Origin of the sequence: Denitrificimonas caeni, from assembly GCF_027498055.1 — a bacterium.
Lineage (GTDB): Bacteria > Pseudomonadota > Gammaproteobacteria > Pseudomonadales > Pseudomonadaceae > Denitrificimonas.
The window spans coordinates 949,510-973,937 of the sequence record NZ_CP114976.1 but is presented as its reverse complement, the minus strand read 5'-3'; the positions used below and the strand labels follow the sequence as shown (position 1 = coordinate 973,937).

Sequence of the window (24,428 nt, the reverse complement as noted above, 5' to 3'; positions counted from 1 at the left end):
GTCGCATAATTCGCGGCCTATTTTGTTTCATTCAACTAAAAGTTTTCGAGGAGTACGACGTGGCCAACAGCCCTTCTGCCAAAAAACGCGCTAAACAGGCTGATAAGCGTAGAGACCATAACGGTAGCCTACGTTCTATGGTGCGTACCTATATCAAAAATGTAGTTAAAGCCATCGAAGCTAATGATTTAGAAAAAGCCCAAGCAGCTTATAAATTAGCTGTTCCTGTTATCGACCGTATGGCCGATAAAGGCATCATTCACAAAAACAAAGCTGCCCGTAACAAGAGCCGCCTGAACCAGCACATCAAAGCGCTGAGTGAAGCAGCAGCCGCTTAATTGCGACAGCATGTTTAATAAAGAACCGGCTTAGGCCGGTTTTTTATTGCCTATTGATTAGGCCCGCCGCCGCCCCCTGTACAAATCTCCCAGCCGCCCCGTACAACTACCAACCAACAACATACAAAGCCCTAGCCCAACGACTGCCGGGCAGCATTGCCGTATCTATTCTCTAGCGTATAAAAAAGCCCCAATGTCTAAGTCCAGACTTGGGGCTTTATCTATAACGGAGCTACAGTTTACAAAGGCTTGCCACGGTTACCGTGCTGACTGACAAAATCTTGCACTGCAGCCAAGTCATTGGCCAAAACGGTGCAGCGTTCTTCACGCCCAAACAGGTCAGCCATATGCGCTGGCAATACTGGACTGGCGCTTGGCACGGCCTTCTGCACTGCTTCAGGGAACTTAACTGGATGTGCAGTACCGAGCGTTACCATTGGCGTAGCAAGGCTACGGCGGCATTCACGCGCCGCATGCACACCAATTGCTGTGTGCGGATCAAGCAACTCACCCGTCTCCTGATAAACCTGCGCAATAGTGGCACAGGTTTGCTCATCATCTACCGCCAACGAGTCAAATAGTTTGCGAGTTTCAGTCCAACGCTCTTCAGCGACACTCATCTCGCCAGTGGCGCGGAAGCTGTCCATCAACTCAGCCACTTTGGCACCGTCACGGCCGTGCATATCAAACAGCAAGCGCTCAAAATTGGACGACACCATAATATCCATCGACGGCGACAGGGTTGGATGCAGCTCATCTTTGTTATAACGGTTGCCACTCATAAAGCGGTGCAAAATATCGTTACGGTTAGTGGCCACAATCAGCTGATTGATCGGCAGCCCCATATTGCGCGCTAAATAACCGGCAAAAATATCACCAAAGTTACCGGTCGGCACCGAGAAAGCGATGGAACGCTGTGGACCGCCGAGCTGAATCGCCGCATGGAAGTAATAAACGATCTGCGCCATGATGCGCGCCCAATTGATCGAGTTTACCGCCACCAAACGCGTGCCCTTGAGGAACGACTGATCAGCAAAACTGGCTTTGACCATTTCCTGGCAATCGTCAAAGTTTCCTTCAATGGCGATATTGTGAATATTATCGCTCAGCGCACTGGTCATCTGCCGGCGCTGTACTTCAGATACCCGCTGATGCGGGTGCAAAATAAAGATATCGACATTCTCACAGCGACGGCAGCCTTCAATCGCAGCAGAACCGGTATCACCAGAAGTCGCACCCATAATCACCACACGCTCATTGCGCTTAGTGAGGAAGTGATCGAGCAAGCGGCCTAACAGCTGCAGGGCAAAGTCTTTAAAAGCCAAGGTTGGGCCATGGAACAACTCCATCACCCACTCATTGCCATCCAACTGACGTAACGGCGCCACCGCACTGTGCTCAAACACACCATAGGTGTCTTTCAGGATTGCCTTAAAGTCAGCATCCTCAATGCAGCCCGCCACAAAGGGGCGCATCACACGAAAGGCTAATTCGTAGTACGGCAGATCAGCCCATGAGGCGATCTCTTCTACAGTAAAGCGCGGCAAATTTTCTGGCACATACAAACCGCCATCGCTGGCTAAACCGGCTAACAACACATCTTCAAAATTTAACGCAGGGGCTTGGCCACGCGTGCTTATATATCGCATAAGTAACAACCTTTATCAGAGTCGCCTAACTTGAAATTAACCCAACTGTTCAACGCGGATACGCACCACTGCTGCTTGCAAAGCATCCAGTGCTTCTAGAGCAATTATCGCATCATTAATGCGCTGCTCTTCGACGCGGTGCGTGAGCAAAATAATGGGGATTGAACCATCCAGCTCTTCTGCTTCTTTTTGTATAATCGATTGAATATTAATCCCACGCACCGAGAAAATACTTGCCACTTGCGCAAGCACACCAGGGTGATCTTTAGCCTGAATGCGCAAGTAATAGGCACTTTCACACTGGTCAATTGCCAGAATAGGATGCTCAGATAGCTCACCAGACTGGAACGCCAAGGCCGGTACTTGATCCGCAGGTGCCGAGGCCATAAAACGCGCCACATCAATAATATCGGCAATCACTGCTGAAGCGGTTGGCTCCATACCTGCGCCCGCACCATAATACAGCGTGCTACCCACCGCATCACCATTGACCATCACCGCGTTCATCACGCCATTTACATTCGCTAACAAGCGATCAGCAGGAATCAAAGTCGGATGCACACGCAGCTCAATACCTAAATCGGTGCGACGCGCCATACCCAAGTGCTTAATGCGATAGCCTAAAGCTTCTGCATAATTCACATCAGCGGTAGTCAGCTCAGCAATACCCTCGGTGTAGGCTTTTTCAAACTGCAACGGAATACCAAAAGCAATGGATGCCAGAATCGTCAACTTGTGCGCGGCATCAATGCCCTCCACATCAAAAGTTGGATCAGCCTCGGCATAACCCAGCGCTTGCGCTTCTTGCAGAACATCTTCAAAGGTGCGGCCTTTCTCACGCATTTCGCTGAGAATAAAGTTACCGGTACCGTTGATAATGCCGGTCAACCAATTGATGCGATTGCCCGCCAAACCTTCGCGGATCGCTTTAATTACAGGAATACCGCCGGCTACCGCCGCTTCAAAACCAACCATCACCCCACGCTCACGGGCACGGGCAAAAATCTCATTACCGTGTACGGCAATCAACGCCTTGTTGGCGGTCACCACATGCTTACCATTTTCAATGGCGCGCAGCACAATGTCTTTCGCTAAGGTGTCGCCACCAATCAACTCAACAACAACTTCAATCTCAGGGTTATCGACGATAGCAAACACATCATCAACCACTTCGGTAGTACTGGTATCGCACTCTGGATTCATCGTACGTGATGCAACTTGCACGACCTCAATCTGACGGCCTACACGCCGTGAAATTTCCTCAGCATTGCGCTTAAGAACATTAAAAGTACCACCGCCAACGGTGCCTAAACCACAAATTCCTACTTTTACTGGTTTCACGCTGCATCGTCCCCACTATTAAATAAAATAAACCCGCTCACAAGCCGCATGAGCGGTAAAAATACTGCACTGTACGAAGCCCCTAGAGGCCGGTCAACCTACTGTCGCGCTTTTAGTGCTTGCGCAGCCAACTGTTGTGCAGGTTGATAACCAGCAATGATCTGTCCATCGGCTAAAACTATAGTCGGCGTGCCTTGCACACCAAGCGTTCGCCCTAAGGCAAAATGCTTATCAACAGGGTGTTTACATGTTTGCTTGGCAATTGACTCGCGGTTTTTAGCCTGCGTCATCGCAGCCAAACGATCATCTGCACACCACACACTGACCAAACTATCATAGGCATCACCGGAAAGACCATTGCGTGGAAAGGCTAAGTAACGCACCTCCACACCTAAACGGTTCAACTCAGCCACTTCAGTATGAAATTTCTGACAGTAACCGCAATCAGTATCGGTAAACACCGTGATAGCGGTTTGCCGGTTTTGCGCAGGAAAAATGACCATTTCCGACTGATTTAAGGCCTGCATCTGCTCTGCTCGCGCCTTACGCTCGGCCTGCTCAGTCAAATTCAACGGCACACCATCTTGCACCTGTAACAACTGACCTTGAAAAATAAACTCAGCCCTTGCACTGACATAAAGAATACGCCCGCCACGCAACTGCACCTGATATAGCTCAGCCATTGGGCTGGGAGTAATTTTCTCTATGGGTAAATCAGGCTGGATATGCAGCAAGCGCTCACGTAATTGCGCCACTTCATCCGCATGGGCTAACACAGTTGCACTCAGCAAAAAAACCACACATGCGAGGCTACTTAACAGTCTAGTTTTACCCATAGCATGCGCTCAATTAAAAGATCTCAGTCTACCACAATGCAGCGCAAAGCTCTGCTCAAAAGCGCGCCGTGTAAGCAGTAAGGAATCTAACCAGTGGCGCAGTATAACCACAGCGTTCAGCAAACTTATCAGTGGCTAATAAGCACATCGCGATGTGCGTTATAATGAACCCAATTTACTTTTGAGAAGATTAAACAACGCCATGCGTCTTGATCGATTTATTTCTGAAACCACCGGCATGAGCCGCAAAGAAGCAAGCAAAGCACTGCAGCGAGAAACAGTGACCGTAAATGGCATTGCCCAGAAAAAAGCGGCCTTTAAAGTCCCGCAAGGCGCAGAGGTGCTCTATAACAACACCCGCCTTGAGTTAAGCGGCCCCACTTATTTGATGATGCACAAGCCCCTTGGCTGCGTTTGCGCCAACGACGATCCTTTGCATTTAACCGTGTTCACTTACTTGGACGTGCCCAACCCCAGCAAACTGCACACCGTTGGCCGTCTTGATCTGGACACCTCAGGGTTATTGCTAATTACCGATGACGGAAAATGGTCGCACCGCATCACCTCGCCCAAACAACAGTGCCCGAAGACCTACCGTGCATGGCTGGCAGACCCGCTCAGCGCAGCCGATGTCACTGCATTTGCTGCAGGCCTACAGTTGCGCAATGAAACCACATTAACGGAGCCTGCGGTCTTAGAAATTATTGGTGAGCGTGAAGCTTTAGTGCATGTGCATGAAGGCCGCTACCACCAAGTGCGGCGCATGTTCGCTGCAGTCGGCAACAAAGTAGAGCAACTGCACCGTGAACAGGTCGGCGCACTCAGCCTCGACCCAACTCTTGCGCCTGGGGAAAGCCGCGCGCTGACGCCAGAAGAAGTTGCACTCTTCTAAAGCGCGCCCCAGTGCCACTCACCCCGCACATGGAGCACTGATTAAAGGATTCAACCAACAACCGGAGCTAGGTGTCGACAGCCTCCGGTTGCCCTGATTTCCAGCTGCTTGTTACAGCACCGCCTCAAAAGACTCAGGCAGAATCTGGCCACCATCAACAATAATGGTTTGTCCGGTAATAAAGCTCGCTTGCGGCGACGCCAAGAAGCAAGCAGCGTAACCAATATCTTCCGGCTCACCCAACTTCTTCACAGGTATAGAGGCGGCCATTTCTTTTAAGTACGCCTCGCCCTGGGCTTCTAGACCAGCAGTGCGGATATTACCCGGCATCACAGCATTAATCGTAATCCCCTCGCGCGCGCACTCCAAAGCTGCAGAACGCATAAAGCCTAATTGCCCGGCCTTACTTGCAGCATAGTGCGACCAACCTGGATAGCCGGTAATCGCGCCAGTAATTGAGGAGGTAATGACAATGCGACCATAATTGCGCTGACGCATACTTGGTAACGCTGCTTGCACCATAAAGAAAGTGCTGCGCAGGTTGACGTTCATCATCTGCTCCCAGTTCTCCAGGGTCATGCTTTCTAAATTGGCCTGCGGGAAAATACCGGTATTCGAGCATAAAATATCTATCCGACCGCAACGTTCAAGCACGGCATCCACTACTTGCTGACAAGCTTGCTGGTCGGTGACATCCAATTGCTCAAATGTTGCCCCCATTTCCTCTGCCGCACGTTTACCCGCTTCAGTATCAATATCAGCAATCACTACCTGCGCACCAGCTTTAGCCAGCACACTGGCAATGCCTTTACCAATACCGTTAGCACCACCAGTTACAATGGCAACTTGATCTTTTAGTGAAAACATTTTGCTCTCCTGCATTGCTCTTTAGGGTTTACTTTATAATTAGCATAAGCAATCTAAGCACACCAGACTTGATACAGCTCAATAGTCTACAACTGTAAAATAAAGAGTCTGCGACAGGCTTTTCTAAATCCTATACATCAGCACCTAGCAGCCGCTCAACTCAAACTGCAGAAACAAAAAAACCGAGGCAGCGCCGCATCGCGCATCCACCTCGGTTTTCCTTAACAGCGAGTAGCTTAGAAGCAATTAAGCCTTCTGCACCCAAGACTGACACCAGCCTTCTGGCGCAACGCTGTTGTTTGGGAAGAGCATGCAGCCGTTATTGGCTTCTTGGAAGAACATGCAGTTAGAGCAGTTGTTACCCTCTTTATATGCAGCGTTATCGCTAGCATCCGCAGCAATCTCTACATAATTCAAAGCTTGTGCTTGCGGTGCAGCTGGATCAAGCGGCTCAAGGGTTTGAGCAAAAGCTTGGCGAGATAGAATGCTCGCTCCAAAAGGCAGAGCAGCGATACTGAGCAGACTGGTACGCATGAATTTGCGACGACTTTGATTAGCCATGGGATTTACCTTCTTAATTATAAATTCATTGGAATCACTGAGCATTTGTTGATTAATACAATGCCCTTTATTTGCACTTATTAATCACCGACAGAATCAGGCTAAGACTCAAATGCATAGTAAGAGGGAAACATGTATTTTACAAACTTGCAAATAAACTTAAGTATCAAGTCGCTAGGCTTACCATTGAACTACTTATATTAAATACGATTGATTATCACTTGCTTTTTAAATATTAAAAAAACCAAACTTAATAACTTACATTAGAACCAAGACAAACCACCCTCTGTGCCGCTAACGGCTTTATGCTAGGGTCTACAGCCAGCGAGCTGCATTTACAGAGGTGTTGTATGGCGATGAACTCAGGAAAGCTAACGGTTTTTTATGATGGCGCCTGCCCTGTTTGTGTGCGCGACCGACGCTGGTATGAAAAGCTAGAAGAACACACTGAAGACTCAGTACAGTGGCTGGATATTACTGGGCGCGACGACGAACTGCGCCAGCTAGGGATTGATCCGTACCATGCATTGCGTGAATTGCATGTGCAAGATGCGCAAGGACAGATACACCGTGAAATGGCCGCTTATATTCTACTGATGGCACGGGTGCCTATTCTCAAACCAGTGGCCTGGCTCATTGCTTTACCCGTTATTCGGCCGACCCTTGCATGGCTCTACCACCGCTGGGTGGCACGCCGCCTAGGCAAGCGAAATGAAACTTAGTTTAGCTCTTATGGGAAGGTGATCAGCCTGCACTGCACGCACAGGCTGAATCTTTCTATGCCGCATTATTTAGCATGGGCAAATAATGCGGCCCAAACGACTCAAGAACCGTTAGATTGGGTAACGAGAAATCACTGCTAGATCTTGGCCACCAGGGATATCGGCTTTACGCACAGCCATCACCTTGGCACCAGTGCGTAAGGCACGGCCGGTGATCTCATCGACAATGCCGTAATTCACTGCATCGCCTTCTGCGGCAAACGATACCTCGCCCGTTTCGTCATCAATGGTACCGTCAATCACTCCATCGATATCCACTAACAGGCGATCGATACCACCAAAGGTAGCCAAACGCGCGGCATCAGTAATATCAGTGGTGGTACGCTGCTGGCCGGTACGCTGCTCAAACAAACGGTGGAACTCTTTAATTTGCTCCGCATAATGCGCATCCAGCACTGGTCGGGCGGCGCTGGCTAACTCTGCCTCACTCAGGTGCTCTGGGTTACCAGCAATGATGTCGGCTAATGCAGGGATAACACTCAGCGAGCGAAATAAAGCTTCCAGCGGTTTGGTGGTTGCTAAAATCAGCGGCAAATCAGAGCCCAGTAAAGCAGGACGTAACGCTGCATCTATCTTGCGGACATAGCGCGCCTGATAAAAGTTTTGTCCTTGTGAGCCATGGCGATGACCCGTGCCGGAGTAGTCTTTATTGGTTGCTTTGCCGCCAGCGGTGGCTGCATCGGTTGGCATATTGTGCACAACAATTTCACGTGCAGGTAAGTCTGCAGAAACCTCAACTAAACGCACTGAGTTTTCGGCTAAAGCTAAAATATGCGCAGCATGTGGGAAAGTAATTGCGCGCAGTAAAGGTTTGAGATGAAAACGATCCGATACTTCAACGATATCTTGCAACTTATTCGCCATGCGATAAGTACGTAAAGAGTCTGGCGTAGCTAAAATTGCCAAACTATTGGCTTGGTGGTTCCAGAACTCATCATCAGCTAATAAATCAGCAAACTGCTCTTGCAACGATGCAATGGACTTTTTCTCAAGACCAGCAGCTTCCAACTGAGCAACAGCCTTTTTAACCAGATTACCGAGGTTAATTCGGCTTTGTTCTGTTTCACGACTAATTGGGGTAGTTGGCAGGTAGATTGAAACGCACGCGTTAGAGCGCACTAGGTTGAGGTCACCGATTTCTTCGGCGCTGGGCATGTCAACATAATACATAAGAAGCCTCCTGCAAATTATTTGAGTCTTGACTGTACCAGATCTGTGGCAATAAAAAGCTGCGCCAGATCAGCAGAGCGGGTTTTTTCTGCCAGAGTCAGGCAATACAGGACAAAACCAGCATTTAAACGCTTTACTGCGACTAAATACTCACAAGAAATTTCAGGTTACAGCTTAAAACACCCACCCTTAGCGCTACAGCTGTGGTCACCGAGCGCAACGCCAGCGCTGTTTGCTGGCGCTAGCAAAGCCCGATAATCTATCCACACTCATAGCGCTAACTTTCACCGCGGTTAATTGGTTTCAGGAGATGTTATGCACAAAAACGGACGAGCAATTATTAAAACAGAGAAACTGCCCATCAAGCTTTGGCTCAAAGAAGAGCAAATGGACGAAGGTGCACTGCAACAAGCACGCAACCTTGCCAATTTACCTTTTGCCTTTAAACACATTGCCATTATGCCTGATACCCACCAAGGCTACGGCATGCCAATTGGCGCGATTCTCGCTACTAAAGGCGTTATTATCCCCAACGCTGTAGGTGTGGATATTGGCTGCGGCATGTGTTCGCTGCGGACTAATTTGACCGAGATCGACACAGACGACCTCAAAGAAATCATCAAAATCATTCGCGAGACAATTCCGGTGGGCTTCAACCGCCATAAAACCGCTCAAGATCCTGCATGGATGCCAGAAGTAACAGGCAACCTTCCCATAGTCACGCAAGAGTATGACAATGCTCTGTATCAAATTGGTACTTTAGGCAGCGGCAATCACTTTATTGAAATCCAGCAAGGCTCAGACGGTTACATTTGGATTATGGTCCACTCGGGTTCACGCAATATCGGCTTTACCGTCGCTAACCATTACCACGCAATAGCTCAAGAACTCAATCAAGCAGCGGGTGAAGATATTGCCAATGACTTAGCGTTTCTACCTGAGTCATCAAAGTATTTTACGCTCTACAAAAACGAAATGGATTACTGCTTAGAGTTTGCTTTAGCCAATCGCACCCTGATGATGGAACGCGTTAAAACTGCATTTACACAGGTGATACCTGAGGTTGAGTTTGCTGACTTCATTAACAAACCCCATAACTTTGCTGCTGAAGAAGAGCACTTTGGCGAAACTGTCATCGTCCACCGCAAAGGCGCAACCCGCGCCCGCAAAGGTGAATGGGGCATGATTCCTGGCTCGCAGGGAACGCGCTCGTTTCTGGTGAAGGGTAAAGGGGAAGCCCAATCATTTCAGTCCTGTGCGCACGGCGCCGGACGCATTATGAGTCGCGCCCAAGCACGTAAACAACTGGATGTCAGAACTGAAGTTAAAGCCCTCAAAGAACAAGGTATTTTGCATGCCATCCGCAGCCGCAAAGACCTTGATGAGGCGCCGGGTTCTTACAAAGATATTGATGAAGTGATGGACAACCAAAAAGATTTGGTCGACATACAAATTGAGTTGCAGCCACTGGCTGTGGTCAAAGGTTAAAAGCCCCAGTGCTTATAAGTTGAAATCTCTGCTGAGCTTGAACACAGAGCTGCAACACTGAGTCGTGCAGCAGTGCTCCGGAACAGCTGCATGATGTCTAGCCATTCCGCAAAGCACTAACCTAGGCTTACCTTAGCAGGCTGTAAAACCCGCGGTGTGCAGCCTAGGCCAACTATTACTGCAGTTCTTGCATACGGCTTTGTAACTCTGGGCTGGCCTGAATTCGCTCAGCCAATTCGGTGTAACTGGCCGCATCAAAGCCTGTTGCTTCAACCGCACCAATCATTTTATCTTGCGCTTCTTGCTGTAATTTTTGCGCGATGGGCTGATCTTTAGCATTGTTCAATCTTTGCGTGTAGTCCTCACGGATTCGAGATACCTCAACGCTCGCCTGCATAAACTTACGCAGTTCTGCATCGCTGACCGTTGCCTGCCCTTGCTGCTGCACCGCTGCGCCAGTGGGTGCTGGTGCATTATTTTCCGCCATCACGGCAGGAGCGCTCAATCCTACAACTGCGAATGAAACGGCTAGGGTTAGCTTTTTAAGGTTAATCATTAATGCTCTCCTTTGTTTAAAGTAGCTAACTACTTACACATTCCATGCCAGCTTGTTAAAAAACACCTAAGCAATTGATTTCAAAGGAAAACAAAAAAACAGCTGTTTTTTATCAATACTCTTAGCTTTACCTTAGACGGCTAAAGTGTATAAATATTACACATGAGCAAAAAGTATCCGTTTAAAAAAAGCACACAGGCCTCTTTCTGGCCTTTTATTGGCCTCAGTAGCCTGCAACGCACCCTATTGTTGTTTGTCGTACTACCGTTAGTACTGCTCACAGCCCTCGGCATTCGCTTTGGTTTAGACCAAGCCAGTCAATTTCAAAACCAGCGTTTAAAAAACGACTTAGAACTCATCGGCCGCGCCATTAGCTTACCAGTAGGCACGGCACTCAATAATCAGGATTTAGCTGCGGTTAATTTAGCCCTCGGCTCTGTGTTTGTTTTAGGTGAGGTGTATGGCGCTTCAGTGTTTGATGTGGACGGCAATCGCATTGCCTCAGCAGGGATTACCGAATCGGACTTAAGCGATACCAGCATCCCCGCGCGCATTCGTAGCACCGGCGAAGGACAAGAGGCCTTTAGCCGAGTCAGAGGGCGCAACGTGTTCTCGCACTTTTTACCGCTATTTGATGCCACTGATCAGATCCAAGGCTTGATTCAAATTACCCGCAAAGCCAGTGACTTTGGCCGCGCTTTACGCCAGCTCACGGTGATTGCCTGGCTGGTTTGGGGCGTATTTAGCTTAGCGATTGTCGCGGCTGTCTTACTGGGTCATTACGGTGGTGTCGGCCGTTATGTGGATAAATTACGCGCCCACATGCAGCGTGTTGCTGAAGGTGATTTAGCCTACCGTGCCGCACTCGAAGGCCCCAGCGAAGTTGCCAGCATCGCCCAAGGTTTAAACCAAATGCTCGACAGCATTGAGCGGGCCAACCGGGAGCTGGATGCCCACCGCGCCGCCGAAGCGCAGTTTATTGCTCAACTTAAAGACAATGAAAAAATGGTGGCCATCGGCAGTATGGCGCAAGGCATTGCCCATGAACTGGGTGCACCTTTAAGCGTGATTGATGGGCGTGCTCGGCGGCTGCAACGTAGCGGTCAATTGGACCAGCAGGCGCTGCGCCACGTTACTGGTATCCGCGCTCAAGTGGACCGCCTCACCCGCACCGTGCGGCAATTGCTCGATTATTGTCGCCCCGCAGCTACTACGCCAAGAACCTTGGCGCCAGCACAATTGCTAACCGATGTTATCGCCGCTATTGAACCTGAGCTGGAAACTCTCCAGCGCCAGCTCAGGAGTGAGATCGCTGCAGATCTACCCAATATCCATGGTGATGCTGGGCGCTTAGAGTTGGCGCTACTCAATTTAATCCGCAACGCCCTGCAAGCAGCCAATAGCGAAGTGGTGGTTGCGGCCAGCGCCGATGCAACCCACCTGTATATTCGCATCAGCGATGATGGCCCAGGCTTAGCCTCAGAGTTTTCATTAGCAACCTTGCTCGAGCCTTTTTTCACCACTAAATCCCCCGGTGAAGGTACCGGTCTTGGCTTAGCTATTGTGCAAACCGTCAGCGATGAACATAACGCTCAGCTCAGCTTTAAGAATCGCGCCCAAGGCGGCTGCGAGGTGTGCCTGACCTTACCTCTTTCAGACAATTCAAGGGATGCATCAGCATGAGTCAAACCCAAACTATCTTGCTGGTTGAAGATGACAGCGGCTTGCGTGAGTTACTGCAAGAAGAACTCGAAGCCGAAGGCTATCAAGTCACTGCCTGTGGCGATGCCGAGCAAGGCCTAGCGCTGCTCAACAGCCAGATTCCTGACCTGTTAATCAGCGATTTGCGTTTACCAGGGGCCGACGGCCTCAGCTTGTTACCCAACCTTACCCATACAGACTCAGCACCCGCGGTACTGATCATTACGGCTTTTGGCTCAGTGCAGCAAGCGGTCAAAGCCCTGCAAGCAGGCGCTGATGATTTTTTAACTAAACCCTTAGAAATGGATCACTTTTTACTGACTGTGAGCCGTTTGCTCGAGAATAGAAAACTGCGCAATGAAGTGCAGCACTACCGCAGTTTACTTGCGGTTAAACAGTTCAATGGCATGATTGGCCAAAGCCCAGCCATGCAGCATATGTTTCATCAAATAAAACAAATTGCCGATGCCGATGGCCCAGTCTTAATTCAAGGCGAGAGCGGTACTGGTAAAGAACTTGTGGCCCGTGCCTTGCACGATCAAAGCAGCCGTCGCGATGGTCCCTATATGGTGGTCAATTGCGGCGGCATTCCCAGCGAGCTGATGGAAAGCGAGTTTTTCGGCCATGCTGCCGGTGCTTTTACTGGCGCACGCACACAGCGTGCTGGCTTATTTCAGCAAGCCAACGGCGGCAGCTTATTGCTCGACGAATTGGGGGAAATGCCCTTAGCATTACAAGCCAAACTGTTGCGCGTGCTCCAAGACGGCAAAGTGCGTCCTGTGGGTAGTGATCATGAAATCCAGCTGGATGTACGCATTATTGGCGCAACCAACCGCAACCTAACCGAAGCAGTTGCCGACGGCAGTTTTCGCGAGGACCTGTTTTACCGCTTAGAAACATTTGCCTTGCAAGTCCCGCCACTGCGCGCACGCGGCGCAGACATTCAACAACTCACTGAGTTTTTTCTAACTCGTTTTAATGCCCGACAAAAACAAAGCATTAAAGGCTTTAGTGATGCCGCTTTAGCCACCCTGCAAAGCTACAGTTTTCCAGGGAATGTACGTGAGCTGCAAAATGCCGTGGAGCGCGCAGCCACTTTTTGCGACAGCCCCTTGATCCAGGCTCGGCACTTGCCGCAACGGATTCGTGAACAAAATAACGCCACAGACGCCCCCGCTATCAGCCCTGTGGCAGTAGCGCTTGCCAACCCAGCGGTCGAAGCTGAAGCCTTACCCAGTTTAGAAACCGTGCAGCGCCAATATATTCAGCAAGTACTGGCCGCAACTGAAGGCAACAAACGGCGAGCTGCAGATATTTTAGGCATCACTCGGCGAACGCTGTATCGCTGGTTAGAGTAATCAGCATACCGCCTTCCTCAAAAGCACGCGAAAAAACAACAAAAGCATCAAAAATAGACTAAATGTCTCGATTATCGTCTAATACCGCTACTGTGAATTTAGCCGGAGGTTACGATAATGCGGGAAAAATTTTGGGAGAACTACTCACTAGGCGAATTAAACAGCAAAGAATGGGAAGCTCTGTGCGATGGCTGTGGGCAATGTTGTTTAGTACGGGAAGTAGAAAATAATCAAGTGACTGTCTTTAACATTGCCTGTGAGCTACTTGATATAGAAAAGAGCAGATGCAGCGACTACCAAAATAGACTCGCCAAGGTTCCATATTGTCATCAGCTCACCGCGGAAAAAATACCAGAATATGACTGGCTACCAGAGTCCTGCTCATACCGCCGCATTTACCGCGGTGAATCCCTACCTAAGTGGCATCCTTTGCTAGCCGGAAATCGCCAGCGCATGCGTAAAAAAGGTATAACAGTGTGTCGCACAGCAGTGCCCGTCGACCAAGTTCCACGACGCAAAAGAGGCCAGCACATCATAAAAACCAAGGCGATCTAGTTTGCCGCCTGACTATTAAAGCTGCAGCTTTAAGCATTAGACTAATAACAGGTTACTGCAGCCTCCTATATTAAAAAGGGCTAGGCAATGAATATAAAACACTATGCCATTCACCCTTTACAGTGCCAGCACCTATTACAGGCGGCAACTATCTGCGCGCAGGCCATGGCTGACAACCCCATCCACATTAAAGTGTTCGGTACTGAGCGGCAGTTACGCGAACGACGTCTGGCCCGTTTATTTCCCGCTCTCCTTCACTATGTGCAGCGCAAAGGCAGTCTCTATGGCACCTTTGTCGATGGTGAGTTAATTGGCGTGTTAGGCATGTTGCCACCGCACAGCTGCCAACCCGCGCTGCTAGACCTGTGCCGTTTACTGCCGCGCCTGCTAACTGCCAGCCACCCTTTTGGCCTTCTCCGCCTAGCTATCTGGCTCGGCACTTGGGCCAAAATTGATCCAGCAGCAGCGCACTGGCATCTTGGCCCGCTAGCCATAGCGCCAGCTTGGCAACATAAAGGCGCCGGCACACAGATGATAGAGTTTGCTTTTAGCCAGTGCCTCGATGCCAGTCTCTACCTCGAAACAGATAAGCAAAGCAACGTAGAGCTGTACCAAAGGTTTGGTTTTAATACTGTGGCAACACCAACTATTTTAGGCGTAACCAGCTGGGTGATGATGGCATCGCCCCAGTCGCGCTAATCAACTCGGGGTAAATTGCCGCTCACAATCGCCAGCTGAATCACAATGATGGCAACCCCCAACACAAACACCAGCCACAACCCTAATTGCCCACCAAAAACCCGATAGCCCTCGGCATGTTGCTTGCGTGTTTCTCGCACCAATAAAGCGGGCAGCAGCAAGGACAACACCGACAAAGCAATCGCGGCAAAACCTAGGGCAAAAATAAAGCCTTTAGGGTAAAACAAAGCAAACAACAGTGGCGGCACAAAGGTAATAGCGCCAGTTTGCAAACGCCCAGCCACAGTACTGGGCAACTTGAAGAAGTCAGCTAAAAAATCAAATAAACCCAGCGCCACCCCCAAAAACGATGTTGCTAACGCTAAAGCAGCAAAGAGGCGTACTGCCATCTCTACCCGCGCCGTGCCAACCACTGCTTTCACCGCGGCTAGCAGTCCATTTAAACCACTTTCATCGGCCAAAATACCCACAAAAGTATCGGTCTCAATAGCTCCTAAAGTGGCCACCTGCCAAAAAATATACACCAGCAGCGGAATGGCACTGCCCAAAATAAAAATCTTGCGCAGCTTTACCGTATCGCCCTGCATATAGCTGACAATGCTAGGCACACTGCCGTGAAAGCCAAAAGAGGTAAACACAATGGGAATGGCCGACAGAATTAGAGCCTGCTTAACGGGCATGCTTAATAAGTTGACCTGCTGCACATGGGGCAGCAGCAAAATCAGCATAGTGGCTAAAAAGAAGATTTTAGTGGCAAATAAATAGCGATTAATCAAATCAACCGAATGCGTACCAAAACACACAACTCCACCACCAATCACGGCAAACAACAACACCCCAACATAATCAGGCAATTGCCACACCAGCCAACTATTGATGGATTTACTAATAATCTCACCACCGCCAGCCAAATAAGCGGCAATCAGGGAGTACAGCAAAAACGGCAATGCCAAACTAATAATCAATCGCCCAGGATGGCCTAAATATTTATAGGCCAGAGAGCTCAAACCCATATTGGCATCGTTGTGCTGGTAGGCTTCCACTAGCAGCAGCGCGGTGTACGCCATGATAAGCCATAAGCCAAACAGCAACAGCATAGCGGTAGCAAAGCCAATCCCAGCTGTGGCTAAGGGCATGGCCAGCATCCCCGCACCTAAAGCCGTACCAGCGACAATAAAGGTGCTTCCAAAGGCACTATTTTTCACTCTTTCCCCCAGATGCACTGCTGCTTAGCTGCTATGCGGCAGTCAGTCAGCGGTTTAAAAAGCGGCTATTATGCGCCAACCTCGGGCTTTATGCGCCATTTTAACAGCTGCGTTGCTTAACCCGGCCATTGCGACAAGAGCGAAAGGTGAGAGGAAAGCTGCTGGGAACATCAGCTGGGCGAGTTATCGTCTGGCTGTGAACACGACTGCAACAATTGCTGTAACTGCTCGGCCCCAAGCTTATTCATTAAGGCAATATTGCGCTCAGGAATATCATCCACATCTGGGTAGTCAGCAATCACCTGCTCTAGACTCTCTTCACGCAAAAGATGCAACACCGGATAAGGCGCACGATTGGTATAGTTTTCCGCATCACTCGCCAAGGTACCAGCAAACTGATAGTCAGGATGAAAGCTGGCAATCTGGTAGATACCTTCCAACTGCATCTCCACCAGCAAGCGATCTGCTAAATCTAGAAAATCATTGAAATCGTAAAATTCCCCTAGCACCGCAGGATGGATCAAAACAGTCGTTTCCACCGCTGGCTCAGCATCGAGCAACTCTAGCTCTGCTTGCAGAGCCAATAACAATTGCGCCTGAGTCGTTGCCGCGCTGCACACAAAACGCACACGGTTTTTCACCAGCTCACGCTTAGCAAACGGGCATAAGTTCATTCCAACCACAAAGGTTTCAACCCAGTTGCGTACTGCACAAATGACCTGTTCGTCGTCAATACACGCAGCGGTTTGAGTTACGTTTTTCATATATTTTCCAAAAATGGCGACACAGTGCATACGCGCCTATGCAACAGGTACGGACTATTAACTGGCAACTATAATGAGCGTCGCTCTTTCGTCTTGGCACTCATAAGAGCCCATTGCAAACTCACGGCAAATCCACGGACGGTTTTCGTAAATCGTGCACATAAAAGTGTCGCGATCAAGCGCCGAACACCAGCCGTCGGCTAAGCGCAACATAGTTTCTGCGCCCCACTTATCAACGGCAATATGCTCTGCAGGCACACCCGTATCGCTAATAATCATCACCTCTAAACGGCAGCAACAAGCACGGCAGTTGGCACAGGTGATTTCAGTTTCGGGCTGCGGTTTGATAGCAATGATACTCACAAGGTTAATTGGGGCGGTGACAAAATTTGCGTCCAAGTTGAGCATACTTAGCAGCAGATTGGTACGTCTTTCCACCTGAGATTGCGCCACTGCAACAACACAATGGCGCGTATTCTGACGAGTACTGCAATCTTCACCCAACAACAGTCTGCTTACCAATGATCTATGATAGACACCCCTTAACCACTGATGCAGATACAGAGCCAGCATGATTTTTATCAGCGACACCATTAGCCTTGACGATGATGAAGTGGAAATGAGTGCGATACGTTCACAGGGTGCCGGCGGGCAAAATGTTAATAAAGTCTCGTCTGCAATTCACCTGCGCTTTGACATTAATACCTCAAGTTTGAGTGATTTTCACAAACAGCGCTTACTTGAAAGCAAAGACAGCCGCATCACTAAAGATGGCGTCTTGATCATTAAAGCGCAGCAGTTTCGTACACAAGAAAAAAACAAACTGGATGCTTTTCAGCGTTTGCAGCAGTTTATAATTGACGCCACCCACATCAATAAAGCTCGTCGCCCTACCAAACCCAGCAAAAATGCTCGGCGCAAGCGTGTGGAGCAAAAAAAGCAACGCAGCCAAACGAAAGCCTTACGCGGCAAAGTCGACTTTTAAATTTACACTAAAATAGCTTGATCTGGTTTGGTCGGCCCATATTTAACGCTAAGCTAGAGCCTAGCTTGTTAAACATTTGTACTTGAGCACTTTGTTCAATTTTAAATTCGTATAAAGGAGCTCATACCCCCCGATGCTGCCCATTACCCACAGCCGCAAAAACCCAACCCAACTGACCTTTATCGTGTTAATGATCTTGGTTGGGCTCAATTTACGCCCCGCACTAGCATCGCTGGCCCCTCTGTTACCGCGCATTGCCAGCGAAGGACAGTTTTCAGTACTGACCCTATCTATGCTCACCACCTTGCCTGTGCTGTGCCTTGGCTTATTTGCGCCATTTGCCCCTTGGCTGGCCCGGCGGCTTGGACTGGAACGCAGTCTAGCTCTGGCTCTAATCATTCTCAGTGCAGGTTTGGCGTTACGTGGCATTGTCAGCCTACCAACACTCTATAGCGGCACATTGCTGATTGGTGCTGGTATCGGTGTGCTTGGCACATTGTTACCCGCATTAGTGAAACGTGAACTGGCCGACAGTGCTGATTTAATGACCGGTGTTTACACTATGGCGTTATGTTTAGGCGGTGCCTTAGGCGCAGGATTAAGCATTCCGCTGGCTGACCTCTTGGGCAGCTGGTCACTGAGCCTGATGTCATGGGCCAGTTTTGCTCTCACCGCTTTGCTAGCGTGGTGGTGGATCATGCCGCAGCCGGCAGCAGACCAACAGCAGCAAGAAACTACAGGCTACGCCCGAGCATTATTACGCCAGCCGCTGGCTTGGCAGGTCATGCTTCTGATGGGCAGTCAGTCCTCGCTTGCCTATATCGTCTTTGGCTGGCTCCCCACGTTACTGGTACAGCAGGGTTACGGAGAAAGTGAAGCGGGCTGGTTAATGAGCGCATCCATTCTCATCCAGCTGTTTTCAGCCATTGCCGCACCTTGGCTGGCGCGGTTGAGCAAAGATCAACGCCCAGCCTTTATTGCTGTTTTAACACTGGTTGGCCTTGGTTTATGGATGCTATTGCTGGGCTCGCCAGCGCTGAGTTGGCCCGGAGCAATACTTTTGGGGCTGGGCCAAGGTGGCTCCTTTAGCTTAGCGCTGACGCTGATTGTCCTGCGCAGTGGTAACAGTAAAATTGCTGGTGAGTTATCTGCTCTCGCTCAAGGTGGCGGCTACACTTTGGCAGCAATGGGCCCGCTGGCTGTGGGCCTAATGATTGATGCCAATATGAGCATCCAGGGCATCACTTGGTTGTTACTGACTGTGCTGGCTTTTGCTGCCGCAATGGCGCTATTGGCGGGTCGCCAATACGTTTTGGACCTCGATGACAACGGCACATTGGTTACCATCAAGCAGGACTAACCCTGCAGCTAGATATATTACACGGCAAACATTCCGCTCTAATAATAGATCGCACAATCAAATCATGCTTGATTCGCTTTGCGGTAGCCGCCCTGGTAATCAAAAATCCGCTCTTGCACCTGCCAATAGTGTTTCTTCTTGCGGGCAATGACAAAGTCTGGAGCCGGTAATACGGCTTGCATCGCCAGCACTTCTGCCAGTGTGCTGAATTCTTGCGGCGCTTGGCCATGGGCTAAACGCCGACCAAACAGCTTATTAAACACACTGCGTTGCGCGGGCTTACCGAAATCAAAAGACTCACTCAGCTCCTCACCATCTTCAGCGTGATAGGTGATTTTCAGCTTGCTGGCGTTATTGCTGTCATGAGCATTAAGCGTGATTCCTGCGCAACGAATGACCATGGCATCTTTGAGTTTCAGCGCATCGCGCAGCTGATCATCAGGATCAATAATGGCCTTTTTACACTGATGACAATTACGCGCAGCGATATCATTTTCGCTGCCGCAGTGTGGGCACTCCTTAAAACGAAAACGGTAATCGCACTGCTGCGGCGCTGCCGGCTCATCCTCGTCATCCCACTCCAGCAAGCCATGACAACGGCGACCATAGTGTTCCGTCACCTGCCCTGCACCGTCTGTTTTGCCCCAAAAAATATTGGCAAAACCACAACCTGGGCACAGCACCTGCACCGGTTCGCTATCGGAATTGGGCTTCTTCTCGCCGACTTCTGGATGGTACAAATTGACATTATTACCGGTGTAATCAATCACCAAGCAGTCTGTTTTACCCTCATCCAGACGCAAGCCACGGCCGACAATTTGCTGGTACAAGCTGACCGACTGCGTCGGGCGTAAAATGGCAATAAAGTCCACGTGCGGCGCATCAAAACCGGTGGTGAGTACCGAGACATTCACCAGATATTTTAATTGGCGCTGCTTAAAACGCTGAATCAATGCATCCCTTTCACGCTGATCGGTCGCGCCAGTAATTAAGGCAGTCTGCTCTGGCGGCAAATAGCCGGTGATCTCTTTGGCATGATCCACCGTCGCAGCAAAAATCATCACTGCTTGCCGCGCAACCGCTAACTCCACCACCTGCTCAATAATGGCGCGGGTCACGCGCTGGTGTTTACCCAGCAGCTCATTCACATCTTTTTCTGCGTATTCGCCAAAGCGGTTCTGCGCCAGCGCGGAGAAATCATATTGCGCCACAGTAGCGTCAACCAAATCAGGCTTGGTCAGATAACCGCGATTAATCATATAAATCAGCGGCAGCTCATAAATGCAGTGCACAAAAGGTTTATCTTCTTCACTACGGACAAAACCGCGATAGTGATAACGGTAGATCCAGCCCATGCCTAAACGATACGGCGTGGCAGTCAGGCCCAGCACTTTCAAGCCTGTATTTTGTTGGCGTAGCTGCTCAATAATCCGCTGATACTGACTGTTTTCATCGCCACTGATGCGATGGCATTCATCGATAATGATCAAGGAATACTCATCCTGAAACCGCTCGAGATTGGCCGCCACCGACTGCACACTGGCGAAGGTCACCTGATGCTGATTGTCTTTACGCTTTAATCCCGCCGAGAAAATACCTCCCTGCACGCCATAGCTTTGGTACTTGGCGTGGTTTTGCTCTACCAGCTCTTTCACGTGCGTGACCACCAATATTTTACGCCGCGCCAAACGCGCCAGCTCAGCAATCACCAGGCTTTTACCGGCACCGGTGGGCAAGACAATCACCGCTGAGTCATCGGATTTACGAAAGTGTTTGAGCGTGGCATCCACAGCTTCTTGCTGGTAAGGCCGCAGTTTAAAAGGCGCATTCATGGGTCAGGGCTTAAGACTATGGGGATGAAAAGCACCCATACTAACAAATCCACTAAGCTGTTAGCCTGTGAATCCATCTGCTTCGGCCTGTATAGCGACTTGAACGGCCGGAGTGCGTGCAGACCTATCAGGAGTGTTTCCCGTTTATGCTGAGCTGGTTTTAGCATACTCGACCAGCAAGTACTTAACTGAGTAGCGCTGCGTTTAAGTCTAAGCAAAAAGGGCTGAAATATTTCAGCCCTTTTTATCTGCAACCTAGCGCAATAACTTACTTTGCAGGTGCTTTAGCAAAGCGTAAGTAAGGCAACTTAATATCGATATCGCCGAACTCTTTTTTCGCCTGCTCATCATTGAGGCTTAAGCCAACAATCACATCTTCACCTGGAACCCAGTCCGCAGGTGTTGCTAGTGCTACACCGTCAGTGATTTGAATCGCATCCAAAGCACGCATGATTTCAGCAAAGTTACGGCCAACCGACATTGGGTACGACATGGTCAAGCGTACTTTTTTGTCCGGCCCAATGATAAATACAGTACGGACTGTAGCGCTGTCTGCTGCTGTGCGCGACTCAGGCAAATAAGCGCCCGCTGGCAGCATATCGTACAATTTAGATACTTCTAAAGAGGTGTCATCAATGATTGGGAAGTCTGCTGGCGCGCCGGAAAACGCTTCAATATCACGCTGCCATTTTACGTGCTCTTCAACACTGTCCACTGACACGCCCATCACCTTGGTATTGCGCTTGGCAAACTCAGGAGCAAGACGCGCAACAGCACCAAACTCAGTGGTGCACACTGGAGTAAAGTCTTTTGGGTGTGAGAACAAAATAGCGTAACTGTCACCGATCCACTCATGGAGATTCAGCTTACCGGCGGTGGAATCCACAGTAAAATCTGGAGCAATATCATCAATACGAACGGACATAATCAATATTCCTTAACTGTTATATTATGAGTTTGCTACGCTGCAAGAAAGCGTGCTACTACACAGTAACACAACAAGCCTTTAAGGCGCCTTATGCGCCAGCCCAGAGCGTCAGCGTTGGGCGTCTTGTAGCCGAAGGCCTGGCCGTGCGCGCCCGCTTTTTGACCGATTGCAGAGCGGCGTAATAACCAACCGGCCCGCTGTAATCTTTCGGCTTGGGAGGTGGGTTGCCCGCGCCGGAATACTGCCAGATTTCGGCTTTAGGGGCTCTTCGCACTCAAAGTACGAGGCTTTTCGCGACTTTGGTAACCATTTTCCATGGCGATCAACGCGACAACGCGTAAAGACACCTTTGCTGGGTAAAATTTAACGCCGTCAGCACAGACGAGTGTAGCGAGTCCAACCCGCTTACTGGCTTTTGTGATTGACCTTGCTATGCACTCAGTTCTTGCAACGCTAAAAGCGCCATTTCTGCTTTAGCTGATTGAACAAAAATATGATCGTGATAATACGCTGCAATAACGTTAGCACTTATACCTTGAGCTGCTAGTTTTGCTGATACAGCCGCTGTCAAACCCACAGCTTCAAGACTTGAATGAACATTTAAAGTAATTTGACGAAATGAACCTTCAAACTGCAAGCCAGCATGTTCAGCTTTATTTTTCTCCAAGACTAACGTTAAACCTTCAGCCTCTAAAAATGTTGCCACTGGATTAAGCGAAACATAATCAATAATAGGACCAGAGACCGTACAAAACACAAATTCTGCCTCCAGTAACTGTGGCTCCATTGAACTCAATAACTCAGTTAGCTCTGTAACTCCTGACATAGGTATATGTTTCCATAAAGCTGTGTGATGATTGCAACCAAAAGTAAACCGCTCTAACTTCAACAGCGGCTATAACAGCACCTTATTCTCTACATTGACCTCAATAAACCATTTAGGCTGCATCGCATGAAAATCTTCACGGATATTGGAAGAAAGATAACTGGCCGAATCGAGCACGAAAGATTGCCCCTCCACCCGCTTGAAGACAACCCAATGCCAGAATTTTTTGCCTTCCTCCTGATGATGCTTGATAGACAACAAGGCCAGATCGGGCAATGCCTCCCAAGTTTCAAATGGGGTTTCATCAGCGGAAGCTTTGACACCTGCACTCGACAACATACACCGGACATACTGCGCATCTGACCATAACGATTTATCTGAAGCATGAATACCCATAGCATTGGCTGCGGCCTTCATCTCTGAGTACGTCTTACCCAGAATGTTGGCAACCGATGCGATTCCGCATCCGGTGGTTTCTTCCTGCACTACTGGTTTGAGCACTGATTCTCCTTTAATGCATAACGCCCGCAACACCGGCAAACCGAAGCGCAGCGTAGGTTTGTCCGCGTGCTTGCGATTGTTATGTTTTTATAGCCATTTATACATGACCAATGCATCTACATACCCTTTTTTAGGGTGATTAAATGCCTGAGGAAGACGACCAACCGTTTCGAAGCCAAGCCTGCCCCATAAGCGAACTGCCCCTTCGTTGCTAGATGCTACAAAGTTAAATTGCATTGCTTTATAGCCAAGCTCAGATGCAATTTTTTGAGAGTGTTCGCACATTGTTGTAGCTAACCCTTTGCCTCGTGCCTTTGATGAAACCATATACCCACAGTTACAAACGTGGTTACCAGGCCCAGCTTGGTTTGTTTTTATATAGTATGTGCCGAGTATTTGACCGGCCTCTTCAAAAACATATGTCTTGCGGGGTGCATCTAGCCAGATTTTCTCTGCCTGTTCCTTCGTGGTTTCAACATCGTATGCATAAGTTTCTCCGGCTTTAACAATTTCATGAAAAATCGGCCAGATTGCATTCCAATCTTCTCTTATTGCTTCTCTAATATTCATGCGAAATTCTCTGTGAAAACATAACGCCTTAATCAGCCGCGCCGTCTTTTGGCGTCGGTTGTATTAGCTTGTTATGTTCTTGTGCCCCAACTGGCTGCATATTTTCTGCTGGCTTGTAATATACATAAGCAGCAAAAGCCAAGGATGCTATACCTATCATTAGACTAGCAACGGATACCCACCACATTTTCTTATGTTTCCTGACATTCTCGTCATTTAAGTCTTGTAATTGAGAGGCAAGGGGTTGAAGCATATGATCATTTTCTTTACCTAGCACCTCCCTCACTCGCTCTAAGTGAAGGCGCACATCTGATGGCAGACCTTCAAAGGGTTCATCCCTTTCATAATCTTCAAACAACGCCTGAAAATAATCAGACTTATTTTTTTTTGCTTGTTCAGAAGTTAAAGCATTTTTAAATTGTCGCCTTGCGGCCAGCTGAATATCTTTTGAGTTTAAGTAGTACTCTTTAGATAAAATTTCAATTTGCTGCCTATCTAGTTTATTTTTTTCGAAAAGCTCGGACAACTCTTTGCCAAAACGATTGCGTCTATTTGTTTTTATAATTCCGTCTATTATTGCCGGTATAGCCCAAATCAGCATACCAAGCAGAACCATAACCTCGATTAATAAAACCAGAGCCATAAACTCTTTCCATGACATCAA

The 24,428-nt window shown here is 49.0% G+C and carries 26 protein-coding genes; 10 read left to right on the top strand and 16 right to left on the bottom strand.

Annotated elements, in window-relative coordinates; all coding sequences use genetic code 11:
- Positions 1-59: 59 nt before the first annotated feature.
- Entirely contained in the window at positions 60-338 is a 279-nt protein-coding gene (gene rpsT / locus O6P33_RS04690) for a 30S ribosomal protein S20 (protein ID WP_269819068.1), read from the top strand.
- A gap of 239 nt (positions 339-577) precedes the next feature.
- Here the strand turns inward: rpsT and thrC are convergent, their stop codons facing one another.
- The 3 genes from thrC to O6P33_RS04675 all read right to left on the bottom strand — a co-directional run bounded on the left by thrC (position 578) and on the right by O6P33_RS04675 (position 4,164).
- Entirely contained in the window at positions 578-1,987 is a 1,410-nt protein-coding gene (gene thrC, locus O6P33_RS04685; RefSeq protein WP_269819067.1) for a threonine synthase, read from the bottom strand.
- 36 nt (positions 1,988-2,023) lie between these two features.
- Positions 2,024-3,328 (bottom strand): homoserine dehydrogenase, encoded by a 1,305-nt coding sequence (locus O6P33_RS04680; protein WP_269819066.1) that lies wholly within the window; start codon positions 3,326-3,328, stop codon positions 2,024-2,026.
- Between the two features lie 98 nt (positions 3,329-3,426).
- Positions 3,427-4,164, bottom strand: coding sequence for a DsbC family protein (locus O6P33_RS04675; protein WP_269819065.1), 738 nt, complete (start codon positions 4,162-4,164; stop codon positions 3,427-3,429).
- Between the two features lie 202 nt (positions 4,165-4,366).
- Between O6P33_RS04675 and rsuA the strand changes: the two genes are divergently transcribed.
- Positions 4,367-5,056, top strand: coding sequence for a 16S rRNA pseudouridine(516) synthase RsuA (gene rsuA / locus O6P33_RS04670; RefSeq protein ID WP_269819064.1), 690 nt, complete (start codon positions 4,367-4,369; stop codon positions 5,054-5,056).
- Positions 5,057-5,167: 111 nt separating this feature from the next.
- Here the strand turns inward: rsuA and fabG are convergent, their stop codons facing one another.
- Entirely contained in the window at positions 5,168-5,923 is a 756-nt protein-coding gene (gene fabG / locus O6P33_RS04665) for a 3-oxoacyl-ACP reductase FabG (protein ID WP_269819063.1), read from the bottom strand.
- 246 nt (positions 5,924-6,169) lie between these two features.
- Entirely contained in the window at positions 6,170-6,484 is a 315-nt protein-coding gene (locus O6P33_RS04660; RefSeq protein WP_269819062.1) for a high-potential iron-sulfur protein, read from the bottom strand.
- A gap of 356 nt (positions 6,485-6,840) precedes the next feature.
- Between O6P33_RS04660 and O6P33_RS04655 the strand changes: the two genes are divergently transcribed.
- Positions 6,841-7,206: a DUF393 domain-containing protein gene (locus O6P33_RS04655; RefSeq protein ID WP_332880040.1), complete on the top strand. Its 366-nt coding sequence runs from the start codon at positions 6,841-6,843 to the stop codon at positions 7,204-7,206.
- A 111-nt stretch (positions 7,207-7,317) separates the two neighbouring features.
- Here the strand turns inward: O6P33_RS04655 and O6P33_RS04650 are convergent, their stop codons facing one another.
- Positions 7,318-8,436 (bottom strand): hypothetical protein, encoded by a 1,119-nt coding sequence (locus O6P33_RS04650; RefSeq protein WP_269819060.1) that lies wholly within the window; start codon positions 8,434-8,436, stop codon positions 7,318-7,320.
- Positions 8,437-8,751: 315 nt separating this feature from the next.
- On the opposite strand from O6P33_RS04650, the gene O6P33_RS04645 reads away from it, so the two are divergent.
- Positions 8,752-9,924, top strand: coding sequence for an RtcB family protein (locus tag O6P33_RS04645; RefSeq protein WP_269819059.1), 1,173 nt, complete (start codon positions 8,752-8,754; stop codon positions 9,922-9,924).
- A gap of 175 nt (positions 9,925-10,099) precedes the next feature.
- On the opposite strand, the gene O6P33_RS04640 is transcribed toward O6P33_RS04645, so the two are convergent.
- Positions 10,100-10,480, bottom strand: a complete 381-nt coding sequence (locus O6P33_RS04640; RefSeq protein ID WP_269819058.1) for a DUF4168 domain-containing protein — start codon at positions 10,478-10,480, stop codon at positions 10,100-10,102.
- Between the two features lie 162 nt (positions 10,481-10,642).
- On the opposite strand from O6P33_RS04640, the gene O6P33_RS04635 reads away from it, so the two are divergent.
- The 4 genes from O6P33_RS04635 to O6P33_RS04620 all read left to right on the top strand — a co-directional run bounded on the left by O6P33_RS04635 (position 10,643) and on the right by O6P33_RS04620 (position 14,793).
- Positions 10,643-12,163, top strand: a complete 1,521-nt coding sequence (locus tag O6P33_RS04635) for a sensor histidine kinase (protein WP_269819057.1) — start codon at positions 10,643-10,645, stop codon at positions 12,161-12,163.
- Positions 12,160-13,539 (top strand): sigma-54-dependent transcriptional regulator, encoded by a 1,380-nt coding sequence (locus tag O6P33_RS04630; protein WP_269819056.1) that lies wholly within the window; start codon positions 12,160-12,162, stop codon positions 13,537-13,539. Before O6P33_RS04635 ends, O6P33_RS04630 begins: the two co-directional genes overlap by 4 nt.
- A gap of 117 nt (positions 13,540-13,656) precedes the next feature.
- On the top strand, positions 13,657-14,094 hold the full coding sequence (locus O6P33_RS04625) for a YcgN family cysteine cluster protein (protein WP_269819055.1): 438 nt from the start codon (positions 13,657-13,659) through the stop codon (positions 14,092-14,094).
- An 87-nt stretch (positions 14,095-14,181) separates the two neighbouring features.
- Positions 14,182-14,793 carry a GNAT family N-acetyltransferase gene (locus tag O6P33_RS04620; protein WP_269819054.1) on the top strand — a complete coding sequence of 204 codons (612 nt, stop codon included), beginning with the start codon at positions 14,182-14,184 and terminating at the stop codon, positions 14,791-14,793.
- Here the strand turns inward: O6P33_RS04620 and tyrP are convergent.
- The 3 genes from tyrP to O6P33_RS04605 all read right to left on the bottom strand — a co-directional run bounded on the left by tyrP (position 14,790) and on the right by O6P33_RS04605 (position 17,170).
- Positions 14,790-15,998 (bottom strand): tyrosine transporter TyrP, encoded by a 1,209-nt coding sequence (tyrP, locus tag O6P33_RS04615; RefSeq protein WP_269819052.1) that lies wholly within the window; start codon positions 15,996-15,998, stop codon positions 14,790-14,792. The two genes, O6P33_RS04620 and tyrP, sit on opposite strands and share 4 nt — an antisense overlap.
- A gap of 170 nt (positions 15,999-16,168) precedes the next feature.
- Positions 16,169-16,762 (bottom strand): DUF1415 domain-containing protein, encoded by a 594-nt coding sequence (locus tag O6P33_RS04610; protein ID WP_332880039.1) that lies wholly within the window; start codon positions 16,760-16,762, stop codon positions 16,169-16,171.
- Positions 16,763-16,819: 57 nt separating this feature from the next.
- Entirely contained in the window at positions 16,820-17,170 is a 351-nt protein-coding gene (locus tag O6P33_RS04605) for a YkgJ family cysteine cluster protein (protein ID WP_269819051.1), read from the bottom strand.
- A gap of 163 nt (positions 17,171-17,333) precedes the next feature.
- Between O6P33_RS04605 and arfB the strand changes: the two genes are divergently transcribed.
- Both arfB and O6P33_RS04595 read left to right on the top strand, forming a co-directional pair.
- The gene (gene arfB, locus O6P33_RS04600) at positions 17,334-17,747 is read left to right on the top strand and encodes an alternative ribosome rescue aminoacyl-tRNA hydrolase ArfB (RefSeq protein ID WP_269819050.1); all 414 of its coding nucleotides are present in this window, start codon (positions 17,334-17,336) and stop codon (positions 17,745-17,747) included.
- A gap of 133 nt (positions 17,748-17,880) precedes the next feature.
- The gene (locus O6P33_RS04595; RefSeq protein WP_269819049.1) at positions 17,881-19,107 is read left to right on the top strand and encodes an MFS transporter; all 1,227 of its coding nucleotides are present in this window, start codon (positions 17,881-17,883) and stop codon (positions 19,105-19,107) included.
- 62 nt (positions 19,108-19,169) lie between these two features.
- Here O6P33_RS04595 and O6P33_RS04590 read toward each other — a convergent pair whose 3' ends face one another.
- The 6 genes from O6P33_RS04590 to O6P33_RS04560 form a co-directional block, all read right to left on the bottom strand.
- Positions 19,170-20,939: a DEAD/DEAH box helicase gene (locus O6P33_RS04590; protein WP_269819048.1), complete on the bottom strand. Its 1,770-nt coding sequence runs from the start codon at positions 20,937-20,939 to the stop codon at positions 19,170-19,172.
- Between the two features lie 268 nt (positions 20,940-21,207).
- A complete protein-coding gene (locus tag O6P33_RS04585; RefSeq protein WP_269819047.1) occupies positions 21,208-21,864 on the bottom strand; it encodes a peroxiredoxin in 657 nt (218 codons plus the stop codon).
- Positions 21,865-22,297: 433 nt separating this feature from the next.
- Complete coding sequence (locus tag O6P33_RS04575) at positions 22,298-22,693, bottom strand: ACT domain-containing protein (protein WP_269819046.1); 396 nt, start codon at positions 22,691-22,693, stop codon at positions 22,298-22,300.
- Between the two features lie 69 nt (positions 22,694-22,762).
- Positions 22,763-23,194: a hypothetical protein gene (locus O6P33_RS04570; RefSeq protein WP_269819045.1), complete on the bottom strand. Its 432-nt coding sequence runs from the start codon at positions 23,192-23,194 to the stop codon at positions 22,763-22,765.
- A gap of 87 nt (positions 23,195-23,281) precedes the next feature.
- Positions 23,282-23,764, bottom strand: coding sequence for a GNAT family N-acetyltransferase (locus tag O6P33_RS04565; protein ID WP_269819044.1), 483 nt, complete (start codon positions 23,762-23,764; stop codon positions 23,282-23,284).
- A gap of 28 nt (positions 23,765-23,792) precedes the next feature.
- The gene (locus O6P33_RS04560; RefSeq protein ID WP_269819043.1) at positions 23,793-24,425 is read right to left on the bottom strand and encodes a hypothetical protein; all 633 of its coding nucleotides are present in this window, start codon (positions 24,423-24,425) and stop codon (positions 23,793-23,795) included.
- Positions 24,426-24,428: the final 3 nt, after the last annotated feature.